Source organism: Burkholderia sp. HAN2018, assembly GCF_024704855.1.
GTDB lineage: Bacteria > Pseudomonadota > Gammaproteobacteria > Burkholderiales > Burkholderiaceae > Burkholderia > Burkholderia cepacia.
This window is the reverse complement of sequence record NZ_QOBB01000167.1, coordinates 1-16,442: the sequence shown is the minus strand read 5'-3', so window position 1 is coordinate 16,442 and position 16,442 is coordinate 1. Positions and strand designations below refer to the sequence as shown.

The following is a 16,442-nucleotide window of genomic DNA, read 5'->3' as shown; positions in this document are numbered from 1 at the left end:
GCATCGCGCTGGCCGGGGGGATCGGTGCGGGCTGCGTCGGCGCGCGCTGGGGCGCGGTCGGCTTCAACCAGCCCGACGGCGCGACGGGTTCCACGTGGGGGCGCGGGGGCGTGCTGCTGCGCGGCTTCGGCCGCGCCTGCGGATCGGGTTTCCACAGCGTCGGACGCGAATACCGGCCGTTCTGGCGCGGTGCCATCGAATTGACGGTATGTGCGGTGCTCGGCTGTACGACGTCGTCGTCGCGATGCAGCGCGCTGCGCGGCAGGTCGGCAATGCCGCGGGCGTCGTCGTCGCCGCCGTCGCGCGACAGCTTGACGCCGAACGACGTGTCGACCCAGGCGGCGAACTGCCGCCAGCCGATGCCGGTCAACCAGGGCAGCCCGGCGAAGAACAGCACGACCATCGCGACCGGCGTGCCGATCGGGCCGAGCACGTGGGCGAAGCCTGCCGAGAACGCATGGCCGAGCGCGTTCGTGTCGGGGCCCGACAGCGGGCTCGTCAGCGTGCAGCTGGCCACGAACACCGCGGCGAAGCCGAGCCACAGACGGATCGAGCCGCGGCCGGCGAGGCCGCCGCCGCCGGGCAGCATCGCCTGCACGAGACGCCAGAAGAGAAGGAGGAACCAGACGGCGGAGATGCCGAACCAGCCGAAGACAACCGTGTGCATGCTTTGAAACAGGAGTGGGGAGGGGCGCGCGGGGCGCGACCCGCCGAGTTTAACCGGCCGGCGAACAAGACTCTAACGCGGCGTGCATCCGCTTCACGCCGCGCACGTGGGTGCGCGGCACACGCGCGTGGCGCGCCACGCGAAGGCGGTCGGTCGGCCTTCGCGCGCGCCGTGCTGCATCAGGGGCTCCGGTGCGTGAAGGTCAGCGTTGCGCCGGACGCGGTCACGATCTGCAACTGCTGCGGCTCGCGCATCTGCACGCCGGTCTTGTCGATATGGGCGAGTGCGTCGAGGTACGCGGGTTCGAGCTGGCCGCCGAGCGTATTCGGGCAGGCCATCCGCGTGCCGGCGAGCGGCCCGAAGCTCAACAGGCCGTTCTTGATCGCGTAGGTGCCCATGTAGCGGTTACAGCCCGAGAACCCGCTCGCGCGCCGGATGCCCGACTCGGTCGACAGCGCGAGTTTGATCGGCTCGCCGTTGTCGCCGTGCGGGATCGCGCGCGGCGTGCCGTCGGCGTTCAGCCAGCTGGTGAGCTCCCAGCTCGTGTCGTCGAGCAGCTGGACGGCGGCCGGGTTGTACGGGTCGGGCGCGGGGGCGGCGGAATCGGGGTGGGTCGGCATCGCGCAGGCGGCGAGAAGCGTGGCAAGCGTCAACGCGCAGAGCGGCGCGCGCAACGGGCGAAGCAGGCCGGTGCGTGCGCGTGCGGCCGCGGACAGGTGGGACATGAGCCTCGTTCCTCATCGGATTCTGATCAAGGCGTAAGAGTAACGCACCCGCCCCGCGGCAGGCGAGCCGACACTTCGCGCGCGAAAACGTTCGCAGCCCGCTCGCGAGCGGCCCGACGCGGGGCGGCGGCACGGCGAAACGCGCCAAACCGGTGTCGTGGCGCGTGTTAACATCGGAGCCGTTTTCGTCCTCCACCAGAAGCGGGTAATCACATGCAGATCGGTCAGCGGCTCGGTACGCCGCTCTCATCCTCGGCCACGCGCGTCATGCTGCTCGGCGCCGGCGAGCTCGGCAAGGAAGTCATCATCGCGTTGCAGCGTCTCGGTGTCGAAGTCATCGCGGTCGACCGCTATCCGGACGCACCCGGCCATCAGGTCGCGCATCGTGCGCACGTGATCGACATGACCGACGCCGCCGCGCTGCGCGCGATCGTCGAGGCCGAACGCCCGCACCTGATCGTGCCCGAGATCGAGGCGATCGCGACCGACGCGCTCGCGGTGATCGAGGCGGCCGGTCTCGCCGAGGTGATCCCGACCGCGCGCGCGACGCAGCTCACGATGAACCGCGAAGGGATCCGCCGGCTCGCGGCCGAGGAGCTCGGCCTGCCGACGTCCCCGTATGCGTTCGCGGATTCGTTCGAAGCGTTCAGCGCGGCCGTCGCGAAGATCGGTATGCCGTGCGTCGTGAAACCCGTAATGTCGTCGTCGGGCAAGGGGCAGTCGGTCGTGAAGACCGAAGCCGACGTGAAACCGGCGTGGGACTACGCGATGGCGGGCGGGCGCGTGAACCACGGCCGCGTGATCGTCGAAGGCTTCATCGATTTCGACTACGAGATCACGCAGCTCACCGTGCGAGCGATCGATCCGGCGACGGACGCCACGCGCACCTATTTCTGCGAGCCGGTCGGCCACGTGCAGGTGGCGGGCGACTACGTCGAGTCGTGGCAGCCGCAGCCGATGAGCGCGGCGGCGCTCGAGAAGTCGCGCGAAATCGCGCACAAGGTCACCGAGGCGCTCGGCGGGCGCGGGCTGTTCGGCGTCGAGCTGTTCGTGCGCGGCGACGACGTGTGGTTCTCCGAGGTGAGCCCGCGGCCGCACGATACGGGCCTCGTCACGCTCGCGTCGCAGCGCCAGTCGGAGTTCGAGCTGCACGCGCGTGCGATTCTCGGGCTGCCGGTCGATCCGGCGCTCGGTTCGCCGGCCGCGTCGGCCGTGATCTACGGCGGGCTCGACGAGCGCGGCATCGCGTTCGAAGGCGTGCGCGACGCGCTTGCGGTGCCGGGCGCCGACCTGCGCCTGTTCGGCAAGCCGGAAAGTTTTGCGAAGCGGCGCATGGGCGTCGCGCTGGCGACCGGCGCGACCGTCGACGAAGCCCGCGAACGCGCGAAGCGTGCCGCCGCGGCCGTCCGGCCCGTGTCGGCGCGCTGACGTAACCAGGAGAGGACGATGACGCCAAGGTGGCTGCGTATCGGAAAGCTGGGTGCCGCACTGGCGCTGGTCGCGAATCTCGCGGGTTGCGGCGTCGCGGCCGCGCCGTGCCGGGTGGCCTCGGCCGGGCTCAAGATCGTGCCGCTCGTCGGCCATCTCGCGGCCGCGCCGACCGACGCGTGTGCCGACGTCATCGATCCCTGATCACGCTATACGACGCGATCGCCAACAATAATTGCGCGCCCCGCGAGGGCGCGTTTCCACTCGTCTCGTGAGAGGACCTGCATGATTCGCCAAACGCTCGCCGCGCTCGCGCTCGCCGGCACCGCCGTTTCCGTCGCGCATGCCGCGCAACTGACCGTCGAAGAGATCGACGCCGATTCGCGCCAGTTCGCCGTCTACCAGTGCGCGAACCAGAAACAGCCTGTGCGCGTGTCGTACTGGCTCGCGGGCAACGGCCAGAGCTTCGCGCTCGTGCCGGTCAACGGGAAGCAGATGCTGTTCGTCGACACCGTGTCGGCGTCCGGCGCGCGCTATCAGGCTGGCCGCTATACGTGGTGGACGAAGGGCAAGGAAGCGACGCTGCGCGACGAGATCTCCGACCAGAATGCGCCGCCGCTGCTGGGCGACTGCGTCCAGGTCGAGAAGAAAAAGAAGAAGGACTGAGCGACGGGCGGGAACGTGGATCGTGCCTGGCGGTGGCAGCCGGCGGCAGGCTCCCTGGTGTGACTGTCCGGCGCGCGGGCCGGCGGCGGACGATCCGCCAAGACGATCCGGAATCTGACCCCTGAAATTATCCGTCGACCGATCGGGATAGCCCGATAGGGGCATTCGTCGACCGCGCGGGCCTGCCCGGGCCCGTCGCGCGTACCGCCGTTGGGGCCGTTCGCGGCGTTGTCACGGACAGATGGCTGCGCAGTGCTACAATACGCCCCTTTCCGCCGGCATTCGCGCCGAACGGAGTCCGCACGGCCTGGCGTCCAGCGTTCGCATTGAACCGGTCCCAAGCGCCAGAGCGGCGCCGCGCGGCGCGCCGCGGCTCCGTCTATTTCCGAATTGTGATGAGCGCAGGCCCGGCTGGCCTGACGCACGATGTCCCCGCCGCGCCTTTTGAGCGAAACGCCACCATGTCCGATTCTGTCGCCAAGCCCGTCGACGCAACCTTCGATCAATTCGGCCTTGCCGCCGATATCCTGAAAGCCATTGCGGAGCAGGGCTATACGACGCCGACGCCGATCCAGGCGCAGGCCATTCCGGTCGTGCTCGCCGGCCGCGACGTCATGGGCGCCGCGCAAACGGGCACCGGCAAGACCGCGAGCTTCTCGCTGCCGATCATCCAGCGGCTGCTGCCGCAGGCCAACACGAGCGCGTCACCGGCGCGCCACCCGGTGCGCGCGCTGATCCTCACGCCGACCCGCGAACTCGCCGACCAGGTCGCCGCGAACGTGCACGCGTATGCGAAGCACACGCCGCTGCGCAGCGCGGTCGTGTTCGGCGGCGTCGACATGAACCCGCAGATGGCCGAACTGCGCCGCGGCGTCGAGATCCTGATCGCGACGCCGGGTCGCCTGCTCGACCACGTGCAGCAAAAGACGGCGAACCTCGGCCAGGTGCAGATCCTCGTGCTCGACGAAGCCGACCGGATGCTCGACATGGGCTTCCTGCCCGATCTGCAGCGCATCCTGAACCTGCTGCCGAAGGAACGTCAGACGCTGCTGTTCTCGGCCACCTTCTCGCCGGAAATCAAGAAGCTCGCGTCGACCTACCTGCGCAACCCGCAGACGATCGAAGTCGCGCGCAGCAACTCGACGAACGCGAACGTCACGCAGATCGTCTACGACGTCGCCGAAGGCGACAAGCAGGCGGCCGTCGTGCAGCTGTTGCGCGATCGCGGGCTCAAGCAGGTGATCGTGTTCTGCAACAGCAAGATCGGCGCAAGCCGGCTGGCGCGCAATCTCGAGCGCGACGGCGTGGTCGCGTCGGCGATCCACGGCGACAAGACGCAGATCGAGCGGATGCAGGCGCTCGACGCGTTCAAGCGCGGCGAGATCGAGGCGCTGGTCGCGACCGACGTGGCCGCGCGCGGCCTCGACATCGCCGAGTTGCCCGCCGTGATCAACTTCGACCTGCCGTTCAGCGCGGAAGACTACGTGCACCGGATCGGCCGTACCGGCCGTGCGGGTGCGACGGGCGACGCGCTGTCGCTGTGCAGCCCGAACGAGCGCAAGCAGCTCGCCGATATCGAGAAGCTGATCAAGCGTCCGCTCGAAATGCAGACGCTCACGCTCGACAAGCCGGCGCGCCATCGTCACGACGAGCGCGGCAACGAGCGCGGCGGCGATCGCAACAGCGAGCGCGGCGGCGAACGGGGCGGGCGTCGCGAACGCGACGAACATCGCGGTGCGTCGGGACGCCGCCCGGGCAGCTCCGAGCGCGGTCATCACCGTCGCCACGAAGCGCCGGTCGACGATTTCTTCCTGAAGCCGTACGAGCCGTCGGCGCCCGCGAAGCAGCGGGACGACGCGCAGCCTGCGCAGCAGCCCGAGAAGAAGGGGCCGAAGCGTCAGGTCGCCGCGCTGCTCGGCGGGTTCGGGATGCCGCGCAAGCCGTCGGCGTAAGCCTGGCGGAGGCGACGGTGCGGCGCGCGAGCGCTGTGGGAAAAGCGGGTGCATGCGATGAGCATGTGCCCGTTTTTCATTGGGGGCGCGGTTCGATGGTGGAGCGGAAGAAGGTGCTTGGCGCCGGCGGAGAGCGATGCAAGCGGCACCCGGCGGGCGGGCGTTCGGCACGAAACCAGCGCGAAACCAGCGCGAAACCGGCACGAAACCAGCGCGAAACCAGCGCGAAACCAGCGCGAAACCGCGCGTCAGCCGGCCTGCGGCCCGAAGCGCGTCGCCCACGCGGCCGTTGCGGCTGCGTAGAACGCATCGAGAGTCGTGCCTGCGAGCGCGCCGTCCGGCGCGAGGCCCAGATGCGCGGCCGCAGCCTGCAGTGCCGGCAGCGGATCGTCGCGTTCGAGCGCGGTCGCGCCCGTCTGCTTGCTGAGCTTTTCGCCGTTCGCGTCGACCACCACGGGCACGTGCAGGTATCGCGGGATCGGCACGCCGAGGCAGTGCTGCAGGTAGATCTGGCGCGCGGTCGAGTCGAGCAGGTCGGCGCCCCGCACGACGTGCGTGATGCCTGCATCGGCATCGTCGACGACGACCGCGAGCTGATACGCCCATTGCCCGTCCGCGCGTTTCAGCACGAAATCGCCGACTTCGGTCGCGAGGTTCTGCGTTTGCGTGTGCTGCCAGCGATCGTCGAACGTGACGATCGCGGTGGCGCCGTCCGGCACGCGCAGCCGCCATGCGCGCGCGGGCTTGCCGTGCAGGCCGGTGCGGCAGGTGCCCGGATAGGCGAGCGTCGTGTGGCGCTCGTGCGCGGCGCGCAGCGAATCGGCGATTTCCTTGCGCGTGCAGCCGCACGGATAGACGAGCCCGGCCGAGACGAGCCGCTCGAGCGCGGCCGTATAGGCTGCGTCGCGGGTGCTTTGCCAGACGGGCGGCTCGTCGGGCGTCATGCCGAAATGCGCGAGCGTCGCGAGGATGTCGTCGGCCGCGCCGGGTACCGTGCGCGGGCCGTCGAGATCCTCGATGCGCACGAGCCATGCGCCGCCGTGCGCGCGCGCGTCGAGCCAGCTCGCGAGCGCGCCGACCAGCGAGCCGAAGTGCAGCGGGCCGGTGGGCGACGGCGCGAAGCGGCCGCGATAGGCGCTCATCGGGGCGCGGGGCGGCGCGCGGTCAGGCTGCGCTGGCTGCCGGTGCGCAGGCCGGGCACGACTGGCCGGGCACGTAGCTCGGCGACTGTTGCGCTTCCGGCGTGACAACCGCGCGGCACGCGAAGCACGTGACGTTCTCGGTGGGCTGGAGTTGCGGATTCAGTGCGGTGCGGTAGTCGAACACGAAGCAGTCGCCGTGATAGTGCGCGCCGCCGACTTCCTCGAAGTATTTCAGGATCCCGCCTTCGAGCTGGTACACGTTCTCGATGCCGATGTCCTTCATGTGGATCGCGGCCTTCTCGCAGCGGATGCCGCCCGTGCAGAACGACACGACCGTCTTGCCTTCGAGGTCGGCGCGGTTCGCGTCGATCACTTCCGGGAATTCGCTGAACTTGTCGATCCGGTAGTCGAGTGCGTTGTCGAACGTGCCGACGTCGACTTCGAATGCATTGCGCGTGTCGAGCATCACGACCGGGCGGCCCGTGTCGTCGTGGCCGCGGTCGAGCCACGTCTTCAGCGTGCGCGCGTCGACGAACGGCGCGCGGCCGAGTTCCGGCTTGATCGCCGGTTTCTTCATCGTGATGATCTCGCGCTTCAGGCGCACGAGCATCCGGCGGAACGGCTGCGAATCGGACAGGCTTTCCTTGAACTGCAGCGACGCGAACTTGCCCTCGAACAGCGGATCGTGACGGATGTACGCGATGAATGCGTCGGCGGCGTCACGCGTGCCGGCGATGAACAGGTTGATGCCTTCCGGCGCGAGCAGGATCGTGCCGCGCAGGCCGAGTTCGTTGCAGCGGGCGGTGACGAGCGGGCGCCATTGCTCGGTCGCGTCGAGCGACACGAAGTGGTAGGCGGCGAGGTTGACGATGGTCATGATGGTCCGACGGGAAAACGGCCGCACGGCGGCCCGCAAAAAAGGGTGCGAAGCCGGGGCGTTGATTCGAAAAACCGTATTATCCCGCAAACGGCGCGGGCATCGGTACCTGGCCGATCGGCCAACCGCGCGACGCGTCGCCGCGCGCATCGGCCGAACGGCCAAAGCGGGCATTTTTTGGGCAGCCTGCGCGGCGGGGCGGCTACAATAGCGCCCATGTCAGATCCCCGCTTCGTCCATCTTCGCGTTCACTCCGAATTCTCGATTGCCGACGGCATCGTGCGCATTGACGACATCGTCAAGGCGGCGGCCGCGGACGGTCAGGGCGCGCTCGCGCTCACCGATCTCGGCAACGCATTCGGTCTCGTCCGTTTCTACCAGGAAGCCCGCGGCAAGGGCATCAAGCCGATCGCCGGCTGCGACGTCTGGATCGCCAATCCCGACGACCGCGACAAGCCGTCGCGGCTGCTGCTGCTCGTCAAGGACAAGGTCGGCTACCTGAATCTCTGCGAGCTGCTGTCGAAGGCGTGGCTCACGAACCAGTACCGCGGCCGTGCGGAACTCGACGCGAGCTGGCTCGACGGCGAGCTCGCGCAGGGGCTCCTCGCGCTGTCGGGCGCGCAACAGGGCGATATCGGGCTCGCGTTTGCCGCGGGCAACGAAGAAGCCGCGCGCCGTCACGCCGAGCGCTGGGCGAAGGTGTTCCCGGGCGGCTTCTACATCGAGCTGCAGCGTTACGGCCAGCCGGGCGCCGAGGCGTACATCCAGCAGGCCTCGACGCTCGCCGCGGCGCTGAAGCTGCCGGTCGTCGCGACGCACCCGACGCAGTTCATGACCGACGACGATTTCACCGCGCACGAAGCGCGCGTGTGTATCTCGGAAGGCGACATCCTCGCGAATCCGCGGCGCCAGAAGCGTTTCACGACCGACCAGTATTTCCGCACGCAGGACGACATGGCCGCGCTGTTCGCCGACCTGCCGTCGGCGATCGCGAACACGGTCGAGATCGCGAAGCGCTGCAACCTGAAGCTCGAGCTCGGCAAGCCGAAGCTGCCGCTGTTCCCGACGCCGGACGGCATGTCGCTCGACGACTACCTCGTCCAGCTGTCGAAGGAAGGGCTCGAGACGCGTCTCGCGCAGCTGTATCCGGCCGAAGCCGAACGCGACGCGCAGCGCGACACGTACTACAAGCGCCTCGAATTCGAGTGCGGGACCATCACGAAGATGGGCTTTCCCGGCTACTTCCTGATCGTCGCGGACTTCATCAACTGGGCGAAGAACAACGGCGTGCCGGTCGGCCCGGGCCGCGGCTCGGGCGCCGGTTCGCTGGTCGCGTACGCGCTCGGCATTACCGATCTCGACCCGCTGCGCTACAACCTGCTGTTCGAGCGTTTCCTGAACCCGGAACGCGTGTCGATGCCCGACTTCGACATCGACTTCTGCCAGCACGGCCGCGATCGCGTGATCCAGTACGTGAAGGAAAAATACGGCGCGGACGCCGTGTCGCAGATCGCCACCTTCGGCACGATGGCCGCGAAGGCGGCCGTGCGCGACATCGGCCGCGTGCTCGACCTCGGCTACATGTTCACCGACGGCATCGCGAAGCTGATCCCGTTCAAGCCGGGCAAGCACGTGACGATCGCCGACGCGATGAAGGAGGAGCCGCAGCTTCAGGAGCGCTACGACCACGAGGACGAAGTGCACCAGCTGCTCGACCTCGCGCAGCGCGTCGAGGGCCTCACGCGTAACGTCGGGATGCACGCGGGCGGCGTGCTGATCGCGCCCGGCAAGCTGACCGATTTCTGCCCGCTGTACACGCAGGGCGACGACGGCGGCGTGGTCAGCCAGTACGACAAGGACGACGTCGAAGCCGTCGGCCTCGTGAAGTTCGACTTTCTGGGTCTCACGACGCTGACGATCCTCGACTGGGCCGAGCGCTACATCCGCCGCCTCGATCCGTCGAAGGCCGACTGGTCGCTCGCGCAGGTGCCGCTCGACGATCCCGCCTCGTTCCAGATCCTGAAGAAGGCCAACACGGTCGCCGTGTTCCAGCTGGAAAGCCGCGGGATGCAGGGCATGCTGAAGGATGCGCAGCCCGACCGCTTCGAGGACATCATCGCGCTCGTGTCGTTGTACCGTCCGGGCCCGATGGACCTGATCCCGAGCTTCTGCGCACGGAAGCACGGCCGCGAGAAGGTCGACTATCCGGATCCGCGCGTCGAACCCGTCCTGAAAGAGACCTACGGCATCATGGTCTATCAGGAGCAGGTGATGCAGATGGCGCAGATCATCGGCGGCTACTCGCTCGGCGGCGCGGACTTGCTGCGTCGCGCGATGGGCAAGAAGAAGCCCGAGGAGATGGCCAAGCATCGCGAGATCTTCGCCGAGGGTGCGGCGAAGAACGGACTCACGCGCGAGAAGTCCGACGAGATCTTCGACTTGATGGAGAAGTTCGCGGGCTACGGCTTCAACAAGTCGCACGCGGCTGCCTACGCACTGCTCGCGTATCACACCGCGTGGCTGAAGGCGCACCATCCGGCCGAATTCATGGCGGCCAACATGACGCTCGCGATGGACGACACCGACAAGGTGAAGATCCTGTTCGACGATTGCATCGTGAACAACCTCGCCGTGCTGCCGCCCGACATCAACCAGTCGCATTACCGCTTCGAGCCGGTCGCGGAAGCCGACGGCAAGCGCTCGCGCACGATCCGCTACGGCCTCGGCGCCGTGAAGGGCAGCGGCCAGAACGCGATCGAGGAAATCCTGCGCGCCCGCGAGGAAAAGCCATTCACCGACCTGTTCGACTTCTGCGAGCGGATCGACCGGCGCGTCGTCAACCGCCGCACGGTCGAGGCGCTGATCCGCGCCGGCGCATTCGATTCGCTGAATACGAACCGTGCCCAGCTGATCGCATCGGTACCGCTGGCGATGGAAGCGGCCGACCAGGCCGAGGCGAACGCGATGCAGGCCGGCCTGTTCGACATGGGCGCCGAATCGCCGCACGCGCATGCGCTCGTCGACGAGCCCGCGTGGGACGACAAGCGCCGCCTGCAGGAAGAAAAGGGCGCGCTCGGCTTCTACCTGTCCGGCCACCTGTTCGACGCGTATCGCGACGAGGTGCGCCGTTTCGTGCGGCAGAAGGTCGGTGACCTGAAGGAAGGGCGCGACAAGCTCGTGGCCGGCATCATCGCTTCGCTGCGCACGCAGATGACCCAGCGCGGCAAGATGCTGATCGCGCTGCTCGACGACGGCTCGGGCCAGTGCGAGATCACGATCTTCAACGAGCAGTTCGAGGCGAACAAGGCGCTGTTCAAGGAAGACGAACTGCTGATCGTGCAGGGGCAGGCGCGCAACGATGCGTTCACGGGCGGCATCCGCTTCACGGCCGACACGGTGATGGATCTCGAACGCGCGCGCAGCCGTTATGCGCAGGCCGTGCGGCTGACGATGAACGGCAACGCCGACGCGGCCGCGCTGCGCCGCGTGCTCGAGCCGCACGTGTCGAAGGACGATCCCGCTGCCACGGCTGCGGTCGAGGCGCCTGCACCGCGCGGCGGCGGGCGCGACGGCGGCCGCCGTCCGCAGGCGCCGCTGCCCAACGGGCTCGCGGTGCAGGTTCACTACAGCAACGCGCGGGCGCAAGGCGAAATGCGCCTCGGCGACGCATGGCGCGTGAAGCCGAGCGACGTGCTGCTCGCGGAGCTGCGTGCGGCGTTCGACGGCAGCGTCGTCGAAATCACGTACTGACCGCGCTTCAGCCGAAGGCTGTCGCGCCACGCGGCCCGCCGCATCGCCATCGTGCGGTGCGGCGGGCCGTTTTGCATGTTCACGCAAGCGGGTCTTGGGCTGGCCATCCGGACGCTATACAATCCGGCGCTGGCCGCACGAACGCGGCGCCGATCGCCGCTCGTCCGGCGGGTGGCGCCGGTATCGCGCGCATGAACGGGGGCGGATCCGTGCGGCGAGCGGCGATATGCGACAAGGCCGTCCCGGAACCGGATGCGGGGAAATGGCCCGTCGCGACAACAATGAACTGACAGTCACCACATGACCATGGCCAATGGGAACCCGCCGCAGCGGATCCTCGTGATCCGGATCGATTTTTTGGGCGACATGCTGTGCACGACGGCGTTTCTCGGTGCGCTGAAGGAGCGCTGGCCCGGCACGGAACTGCATGTGGTCGCGAACCGCTACAACGCGGCCGCGCTGGCCGGAAACCCGGACGTGGACGTGATCCACACCTACGTGTACAGCCGCCAATGCGAACGCAACGACCGTCCCGGGCGGATGCGTGCGTTCTTCGACCGGCTGCGGCTCGTGCGCCGCCTGCGCCGCTTGCGGTTCGACCTCGTGGTCGTGCCGAACGGCGGCATGCATCGCAGCAGCATGCAGTTCGCGCGCCAGATCGGCGCGAAGGATTGCCGCTGGCACGATGCCGAGACCGAATTCGACGATCGCAAGCCCGAGCATGTCGCGCAGCGGCCGATGTGCCACGAGGCACTGTCGGGTTTCCGGCTCGTGCCCGAGCTCGGCCGCGCCGATCTCGACCGTCTCGAGTTGTCGGTCCATCCCGACCGCGCATTGCAGGACGCGTGGCATCGGCTGCTCGGCGCGCGCACGAAGCCGCGGGTCGGGCTGTTCGTGACGAACAAGGCGGCCGAGCGCCGCTGGCCCGCGGATCGCTGGCACGACCTCGCCGAGCGCCTTGCGCCGAGCGTCGACGTGATCGTGTTTCGCGACCCGGCCGTGGGCCATGCGCCCGAGGACGACTCGTGGCGCGACGTGAGCGCCCGCCATGTCGCGCCTTCGTCGGTCGCCGAGCTCGTGGCGGCCGCGAGCCTGCTCGATGCGGTCGTCTCGGCCGACAGCGCCCCCGTGCACCTCGCGTCGGCGCTCGGCGTGCCCGTCGCCGCGCTGTTCGAGGATCGTCCCGAGAAATACCTGCGCTGGCATCCGCTCGGTGTGCCGCACGTGATCCTGCGCGCCGGCGCGACCGTCGACGCGATCGGTGTCGACGCGGTCGAGCGCGCGGTGCGTCATCTGCTGCCGCAGGCCACCCATCGCGACGAACCGCTGGCCGACGCAGCCCACCCGCGGCCGGCTGCCGTTGTTGCGACGCCGGTGATCCTGGCGGCCTCGTAGCGTCACGGGCGTCACAAGCCTCCGCGTGCGGCGCCGGCCCGGCACCGGCGCGCGGTGCGCGGTGCGCCTGCCGGGCATCCCTCCATGAGCAGGGCCGTATCAGGGCAGCCGCACGGCCGATTCGCCAGGCCGCGCCGGCTGCTGCAAAATCCTGTACATTGCCAGCCTTGTTCAGCCAGCCGGATACCCCAATCGCCGTGGCCCTGTTTTCTTCCGCCCGCCCGCCCAGAACCATCCTCGTGGCCGCGCCGCGCCGTATCGGCGACGTGCTGCTGACGACGCCGCTCGTCCGTTCGCTGAAGGCCCGCTGGCCGGATGCGCAGATCGACATGCTGGTGTTTCGCGGCACCGAAGGCGTGCTCGAGCACAATCCGGACGTGCGGCACGTGATCGTCGTCGCGCAGCGCGCGGGTTTCCGCGAGCGGTTGCGCGACGCGTTGTCGATGTGGCGCCGCTACGATCTCGCGTGCGCCGCGCTGAGCTCCGACCGGCCGCGCTTCTACAGCTGGTTCGCGGGCCGCAAGCGGGTGGGCCTCGTCGATCCGAACCGCGTGACGTGGCTCACGCGGATGATGCTGAACGGGATCGCGATCAATCATCACGAATCCGCGCATACGGTCGTCAGCACGCTGGCACTCGCGCCGGTGATCGGCATCGAGCCGGTGTCCGAGGTCGTCGCGCCCGGCATCGGCGACGATCCGGCACGGCGTGCGCGTTTCGACGCGTGGCTCGCCGAGTCGCCCGCGATCCGCGCCGGCAAGCCGCTGGTCGTGCTGCATCCGTATCCGATGTTCCGTTACAAGCAGTGGCGGCTCGACGGCTGGGTCGAGATGATCGGCTGGCTGCGCGAGCACGGCTATGCGGTCGCGCTGTCGGGTGGTCCGGCCGACAGCGAGCGCGAGTATGCGGAGCAGGTCGCGGCCGAAGCGGGCGGCGACGTGCTGAACCTGGTCGGACGCCTGACGTTCGGCGAAAGCGCCGAACTCGTACGGCGCGCACGGCTCTTCATCGGGCCCGACACCGGCGCGACGCACGTCGCGGCCGCGACCGGCACCGACACGATCGCGCTGTTCGGTCCGTCCGACCCGGTGCGCTGGGGGCCGTGGCCGCAGCACTGGCCGGCGACCGAGAATCCGTGGCCGCTGCGCGGCTCGGGGCGGCACGGGAACGTGTGGCTGCTGCAGGGGGAGGGCGATTGCGTGCCGTGCCGGCACGAGGGCTGCGAGCGCAAGGTCGACAGCCGCAGCGACTGCCTCGTCAATCTCGGCGCGCAGCGCGTGAAGGCCGCAGCGGCCGAGATGCTCGGGCTGAATCCGCCGGGCCCGGCCGCGGTCACCGTCGATACGTCACGGCTGCATCGCGCCGGATCCGACTGACGCGCGGGCGGCGCACGCCGTTCTTTTTTGTCGTTCTGGATGGCCTGTTTCGCGACGGGCCGCGCCGAACGCGCGCAGCCCGGTCGCTTCGACGGCGGGTGCCGCCGCCGCCGAAGTCGGTCGGCAGCACGGCGCAGGCCGTCGCGCGTTACGCGCTGTTACGCGCTGCGCCGGATCGCCGACGTCTCGCGCGGCAGCGCCTCGCCGCGCTCGCCGCAGCCGAGCAGGATACCGGCCAGCAGCACGATCAGGTGCCCTTCGGCGAAATCGAGCAGCAACGAATTCGCGAGACTGCCGATCGCGAAGATCGCGAGCCAGGCGAGCAGCAGATGCCGCGAGCGCGGATCGAGCGCGCGGCTGCCGCGTGCGATCTGCACGATCAGGTTGATGAACAGCAGCAGGCCGAGCGTCCCGAGCTGCACGGCCATCAGCAGGTATTCGTTGTGTGGGTTCGACGTCAGTTGGCCTTCGGCGGCCGTCTTGCCGGCCGTGAGTTTCTCGAATTCGAATTCGAGGCCGCCCGCGCCATAGCCGATCAGCGGCCGCTGGCGATACAGTTCGAAGCCCTTCTTGTACCACTCGAGGCGCAGCCCGGTCGACGTCGCCGCATCGCTCTGCCGATACTGCTGCACTTCCGACACGACCTTGACGAGCCGGCCGTTGTGAACCGTGCAAGCCGCGACTACCAGCGCGATGCCGGCCAGGACGAACACCCCGGCGACGAGCCCCGCGCGCAGCGCCGACCGGCGGCGCAGCAACAGCACGAACCGCACCGCGACGACGAGGATCAGCAGCAGCGCGATGACTTGCCCGGTGCGCCCCTGCAGCATCACGAAGACGTTCACCAGCGACCACGCGGCGATGGCGGCGCAAGCGACGCGCGACAGCGTCGTGCGCGCCGACAGCGCGAGATCGGCGGCCTGGTAGAACAGCAGCGCGCCGAACATGCCGGCGGCGATGTGGTTCTTGAACACCCATGCGCGCGACAGCGGCAGCTGGGTCGCATGCGCGGGCCCGATCGCGGTCAGCCCGAGATAGTTGGTCGTCGACAGCAGCAGGATGACGCACAGCGTGGCGAACCAGCAGCGCTGCACGATCGGCGCCCAGTTCGAATGACGGAACGCGACCACGGCAAAAGGCAGCAGCAGCAGCTTGTCGTATTTGGCGACCCAGTTCCACGCCTTGGCGTGCGGCGCAACCGTATAAGTGACGCTGACGGCCAGCGCGGCGAGGATCAGCAGTGCCGCGAGCGAGGCCTGGTCGGTGACCAACGAGCGCAGGTCACGCCAGAATTCGGGGGAGATGACGAGCGCGGCGGCGAACAGCCCGCAGAAGACGTTGGTCAGCGCGGTCGAGACCGGCACCATGCAGAGCGCGGCAACGGCGAAGGCGCGGGCGGCGGTCAGGCGCCGCGTGGCGGGAGCGGAAAACGAAAGCATCGGAACCTGTCGAATGGACGAATGCGGCTTGCGGGCATCGTGCTGCGCGCCGCGCCCCCGGCGGGAGAGCCGGGACGAACGGCGCAGAGTATACGCGAAGCAGGGGGCGTTTCCGTGCTGTTTTCGGGGCCCGATCAGCTGAACGCGCGCTTGATCCGCGAGCGCAGCAGCGCGCGCTTCAGGCGTCCTTCGACGGCCGGCGTGTCGAGCGCGACGCGCGTGCCGGCCGGTTCGCCGCGACGCAGGTAGTAGCGGTCGAACGTCGCCTGGGTCATGCCCCATTTGTTGAGGAACTGGCGGCGCCCGTCGTTCTTGACGATCTTGCCCGTGCTTTTCTGCTGGAAGTGGTAGACGAGGCTGTCGCCGGCGCCGATGAAGATCCGGCAGCCGGCGTCCCAGAATTTCATCGAGAAATCGTTGTCGCTGCTCATGCCGGGCGACAGTTCGCTGCTGTAGCCGCCGATCCGGTTCCACCAGTCGCGGTGCACGAGCGTCGGCGGCCAGGTCGAGCCGAGCCAGTCCGCGCGCGCGAGCTTCGGGGCCGCCGCGACGAGGCCCGCCGCATCGAAATGCTCGGCGTCGCGGCCGAAATTGCTGACCACGACGCACGGGTTGCGCGTGTCGACCGGCTCGATCATCGTGCCCGACAGCATGAACAGGTCGGTCGGCATCTGTTCGATGCGGCGCACGAGCGCCGTGTCCCAGCCGGGGCAGCAGAACATGTCGTCGTTCATGTAGACGACGTAGTCGCGGGTCGCGCGCGCGGCGGCCCAGTTCACCGCGTGGCAGATGCCGATGTTGGTCGGCGACGCGGTATGTTCGATGCCTTCGCTGCGCACCCAGTCGAGCGTGCCGTCGGAGCCGTCGTTCACGTGGACGATGATCTGGTGGTCGTACGCGGAGTGGCGGCGCAGGCTGTCGACGACGAGCTTGAGGTACGGCAGGTTGTTCCAGGTCGGAATGATGATGGAGAACATGGCGGTCGGATTCGGTGGTCGTCGTGGCGGGCGGCGCGCGGCGCCGCC

Annotated in this window: 12 protein-coding genes and 1 pseudogene; 7 read left to right on the top strand and 6 right to left on the bottom strand. The window is 68.9% G+C overall.

Annotation, left to right across the window (positions count from 1 at the left end):
• Both DPV74_RS29975 and DPV74_RS29970 read right to left on the bottom strand, forming a co-directional pair.
• Positions 1-667 (bottom strand): annotated as a pseudogene (locus tag DPV74_RS29975) (DNA translocase FtsK); the annotation flags it as partial.
• A 179-nt stretch (positions 668-846) separates the two neighbouring features.
• On the bottom strand, positions 847-1,392 hold the full coding sequence (locus DPV74_RS29970) for an META domain-containing protein (protein ID WP_027786812.1): 546 nt from the start codon (positions 1,390-1,392) through the stop codon (positions 847-849).
• 213 nt (positions 1,393-1,605) lie between these two features.
• Between DPV74_RS29970 and purT the strand changes: the two genes are divergently transcribed.
• The 4 genes from purT (at position 1,606) to DPV74_RS29950 (ending at position 5,438) form a co-directional block, all read left to right on the top strand.
• Entirely contained in the window at positions 1,606-2,820 is a 1,215-nt protein-coding gene (gene purT, locus DPV74_RS29965; protein ID WP_119338510.1) for a formate-dependent phosphoribosylglycinamide formyltransferase, read from the top strand.
• A gap of 18 nt (positions 2,821-2,838) precedes the next feature.
• On the top strand, positions 2,839-3,024 hold the full coding sequence (locus DPV74_RS29960) for a DUF6726 family protein (protein WP_119338509.1): 186 nt from the start codon (positions 2,839-2,841) through the stop codon (positions 3,022-3,024).
• Positions 3,025-3,105: 81 nt separating this feature from the next.
• Positions 3,106-3,486 (top strand): MliC family protein, encoded by a 381-nt coding sequence (locus tag DPV74_RS29955; protein WP_119338508.1) that lies wholly within the window; start codon positions 3,106-3,108, stop codon positions 3,484-3,486.
• Between the two features lie 395 nt (positions 3,487-3,881).
• Positions 3,882-5,438 (top strand): DEAD/DEAH box helicase, encoded by a 1,557-nt coding sequence (locus DPV74_RS29950; RefSeq protein ID WP_091922387.1) that lies wholly within the window; start codon positions 3,882-3,884, stop codon positions 5,436-5,438.
• Between the two features lie 248 nt (positions 5,439-5,686).
• Here the strand turns inward: DPV74_RS29950 and gluQRS are convergent, their stop codons facing one another.
• Positions 5,687-6,580, bottom strand: a complete 894-nt coding sequence (gene gluQRS, locus DPV74_RS29945; RefSeq protein ID WP_119338507.1) for a tRNA glutamyl-Q(34) synthetase GluQRS — start codon at positions 6,578-6,580, stop codon at positions 5,687-5,689.
• 22 nt (positions 6,581-6,602) lie between these two features.
• The gene (locus DPV74_RS29940) at positions 6,603-7,457 is read right to left on the bottom strand and encodes a sulfurtransferase (RefSeq protein WP_027786818.1); all 855 of its coding nucleotides are present in this window, start codon (positions 7,455-7,457) and stop codon (positions 6,603-6,605) included.
• Positions 7,458-7,673: 216 nt separating this feature from the next.
• Here DPV74_RS29940 and dnaE point away from each other — a divergent pair, with 216 nt between their 5' ends.
• From dnaE to DPV74_RS29925, 3 genes are all read left to right on the top strand, one after another.
• Positions 7,674-11,207: a DNA polymerase III subunit alpha gene (gene dnaE / locus DPV74_RS29935; protein ID WP_119338506.1), complete on the top strand. Its 3,534-nt coding sequence runs from the start codon at positions 7,674-7,676 to the stop codon at positions 11,205-11,207.
• Between the two features lie 306 nt (positions 11,208-11,513).
• Positions 11,514-12,602, top strand: coding sequence for a glycosyltransferase family 9 protein (locus tag DPV74_RS29930; RefSeq protein ID WP_119338505.1), 1,089 nt, complete (start codon positions 11,514-11,516; stop codon positions 12,600-12,602).
• Between the two features lie 197 nt (positions 12,603-12,799).
• Complete coding sequence (locus DPV74_RS29925) at positions 12,800-13,978, top strand: glycosyltransferase family 9 protein (RefSeq protein ID WP_059618946.1); 1,179 nt, start codon at positions 12,800-12,802, stop codon at positions 13,976-13,978.
• 158 nt (positions 13,979-14,136) lie between these two features.
• On the opposite strand, the gene DPV74_RS29920 is transcribed toward DPV74_RS29925, so the two are convergent.
• Together DPV74_RS29920 and DPV74_RS29915 are read right to left on the bottom strand one after the other, a co-directional pair.
• Positions 14,137-15,417, bottom strand: coding sequence for an O-antigen ligase (locus DPV74_RS29920; RefSeq protein WP_119338504.1), 1,281 nt, complete (start codon positions 15,415-15,417; stop codon positions 14,137-14,139).
• A gap of 134 nt (positions 15,418-15,551) precedes the next feature.
• Positions 15,552-16,394, bottom strand: a complete 843-nt coding sequence (locus tag DPV74_RS29915) for a glycosyltransferase family 2 protein (protein ID WP_119338503.1) — start codon at positions 16,392-16,394, stop codon at positions 15,552-15,554.
• Positions 16,395-16,442 lie beyond the last annotated feature (48 nt).

Coding starts and splice junctions, on each gene's coding strand:
- DPV74_RS29930 (WP_119338505.1), top strand. CDS start 11,514: ATGGCCAATGGGAACCCGCCGCAGCGGATCCTCGTGATCCGGATCGAT.
- DPV74_RS29920 (WP_119338504.1), bottom strand. CDS start 15,417: ATGCTTTCGTTTTCCGCTCCCGCCACGCGGCGCCTGACCGCCGCCCGC.
- purT (WP_119338510.1), top strand. CDS start 1,606: ATGCAGATCGGTCAGCGGCTCGGTACGCCGCTCTCATCCTCGGCCACG.
- DPV74_RS29955 (WP_119338508.1), top strand. CDS start 3,106: ATGATTCGCCAAACGCTCGCCGCGCTCGCGCTCGCCGGCACCGCCGTT.
- DPV74_RS29940 (WP_027786818.1), bottom strand. CDS start 7,457: ATGACCATCGTCAACCTCGCCGCCTACCACTTCGTGTCGCTCGACGCG.
- gluQRS (WP_119338507.1), bottom strand. CDS start 6,580: ATGAGCGCCTATCGCGGCCGCTTCGCGCCGTCGCCCACCGGCCCGCTG.
- DPV74_RS29970 (WP_027786812.1), bottom strand. CDS start 1,392: ATGTCCCACCTGTCCGCGGCCGCACGCGCACGCACCGGCCTGCTTCGC.
- dnaE (WP_119338506.1), top strand. CDS start 7,674: ATGTCAGATCCCCGCTTCGTCCATCTTCGCGTTCACTCCGAATTCTCG.
- DPV74_RS29950 (WP_091922387.1), top strand. CDS start 3,882: ATGAGCGCAGGCCCGGCTGGCCTGACGCACGATGTCCCCGCCGCGCCT.
- DPV74_RS29915 (WP_119338503.1), bottom strand. CDS start 16,394: ATGTTCTCCATCATCATTCCGACCTGGAACAACCTGCCGTACCTCAAG.
- DPV74_RS29960 (WP_119338509.1), top strand. CDS start 2,839: ATGACGCCAAGGTGGCTGCGTATCGGAAAGCTGGGTGCCGCACTGGCG.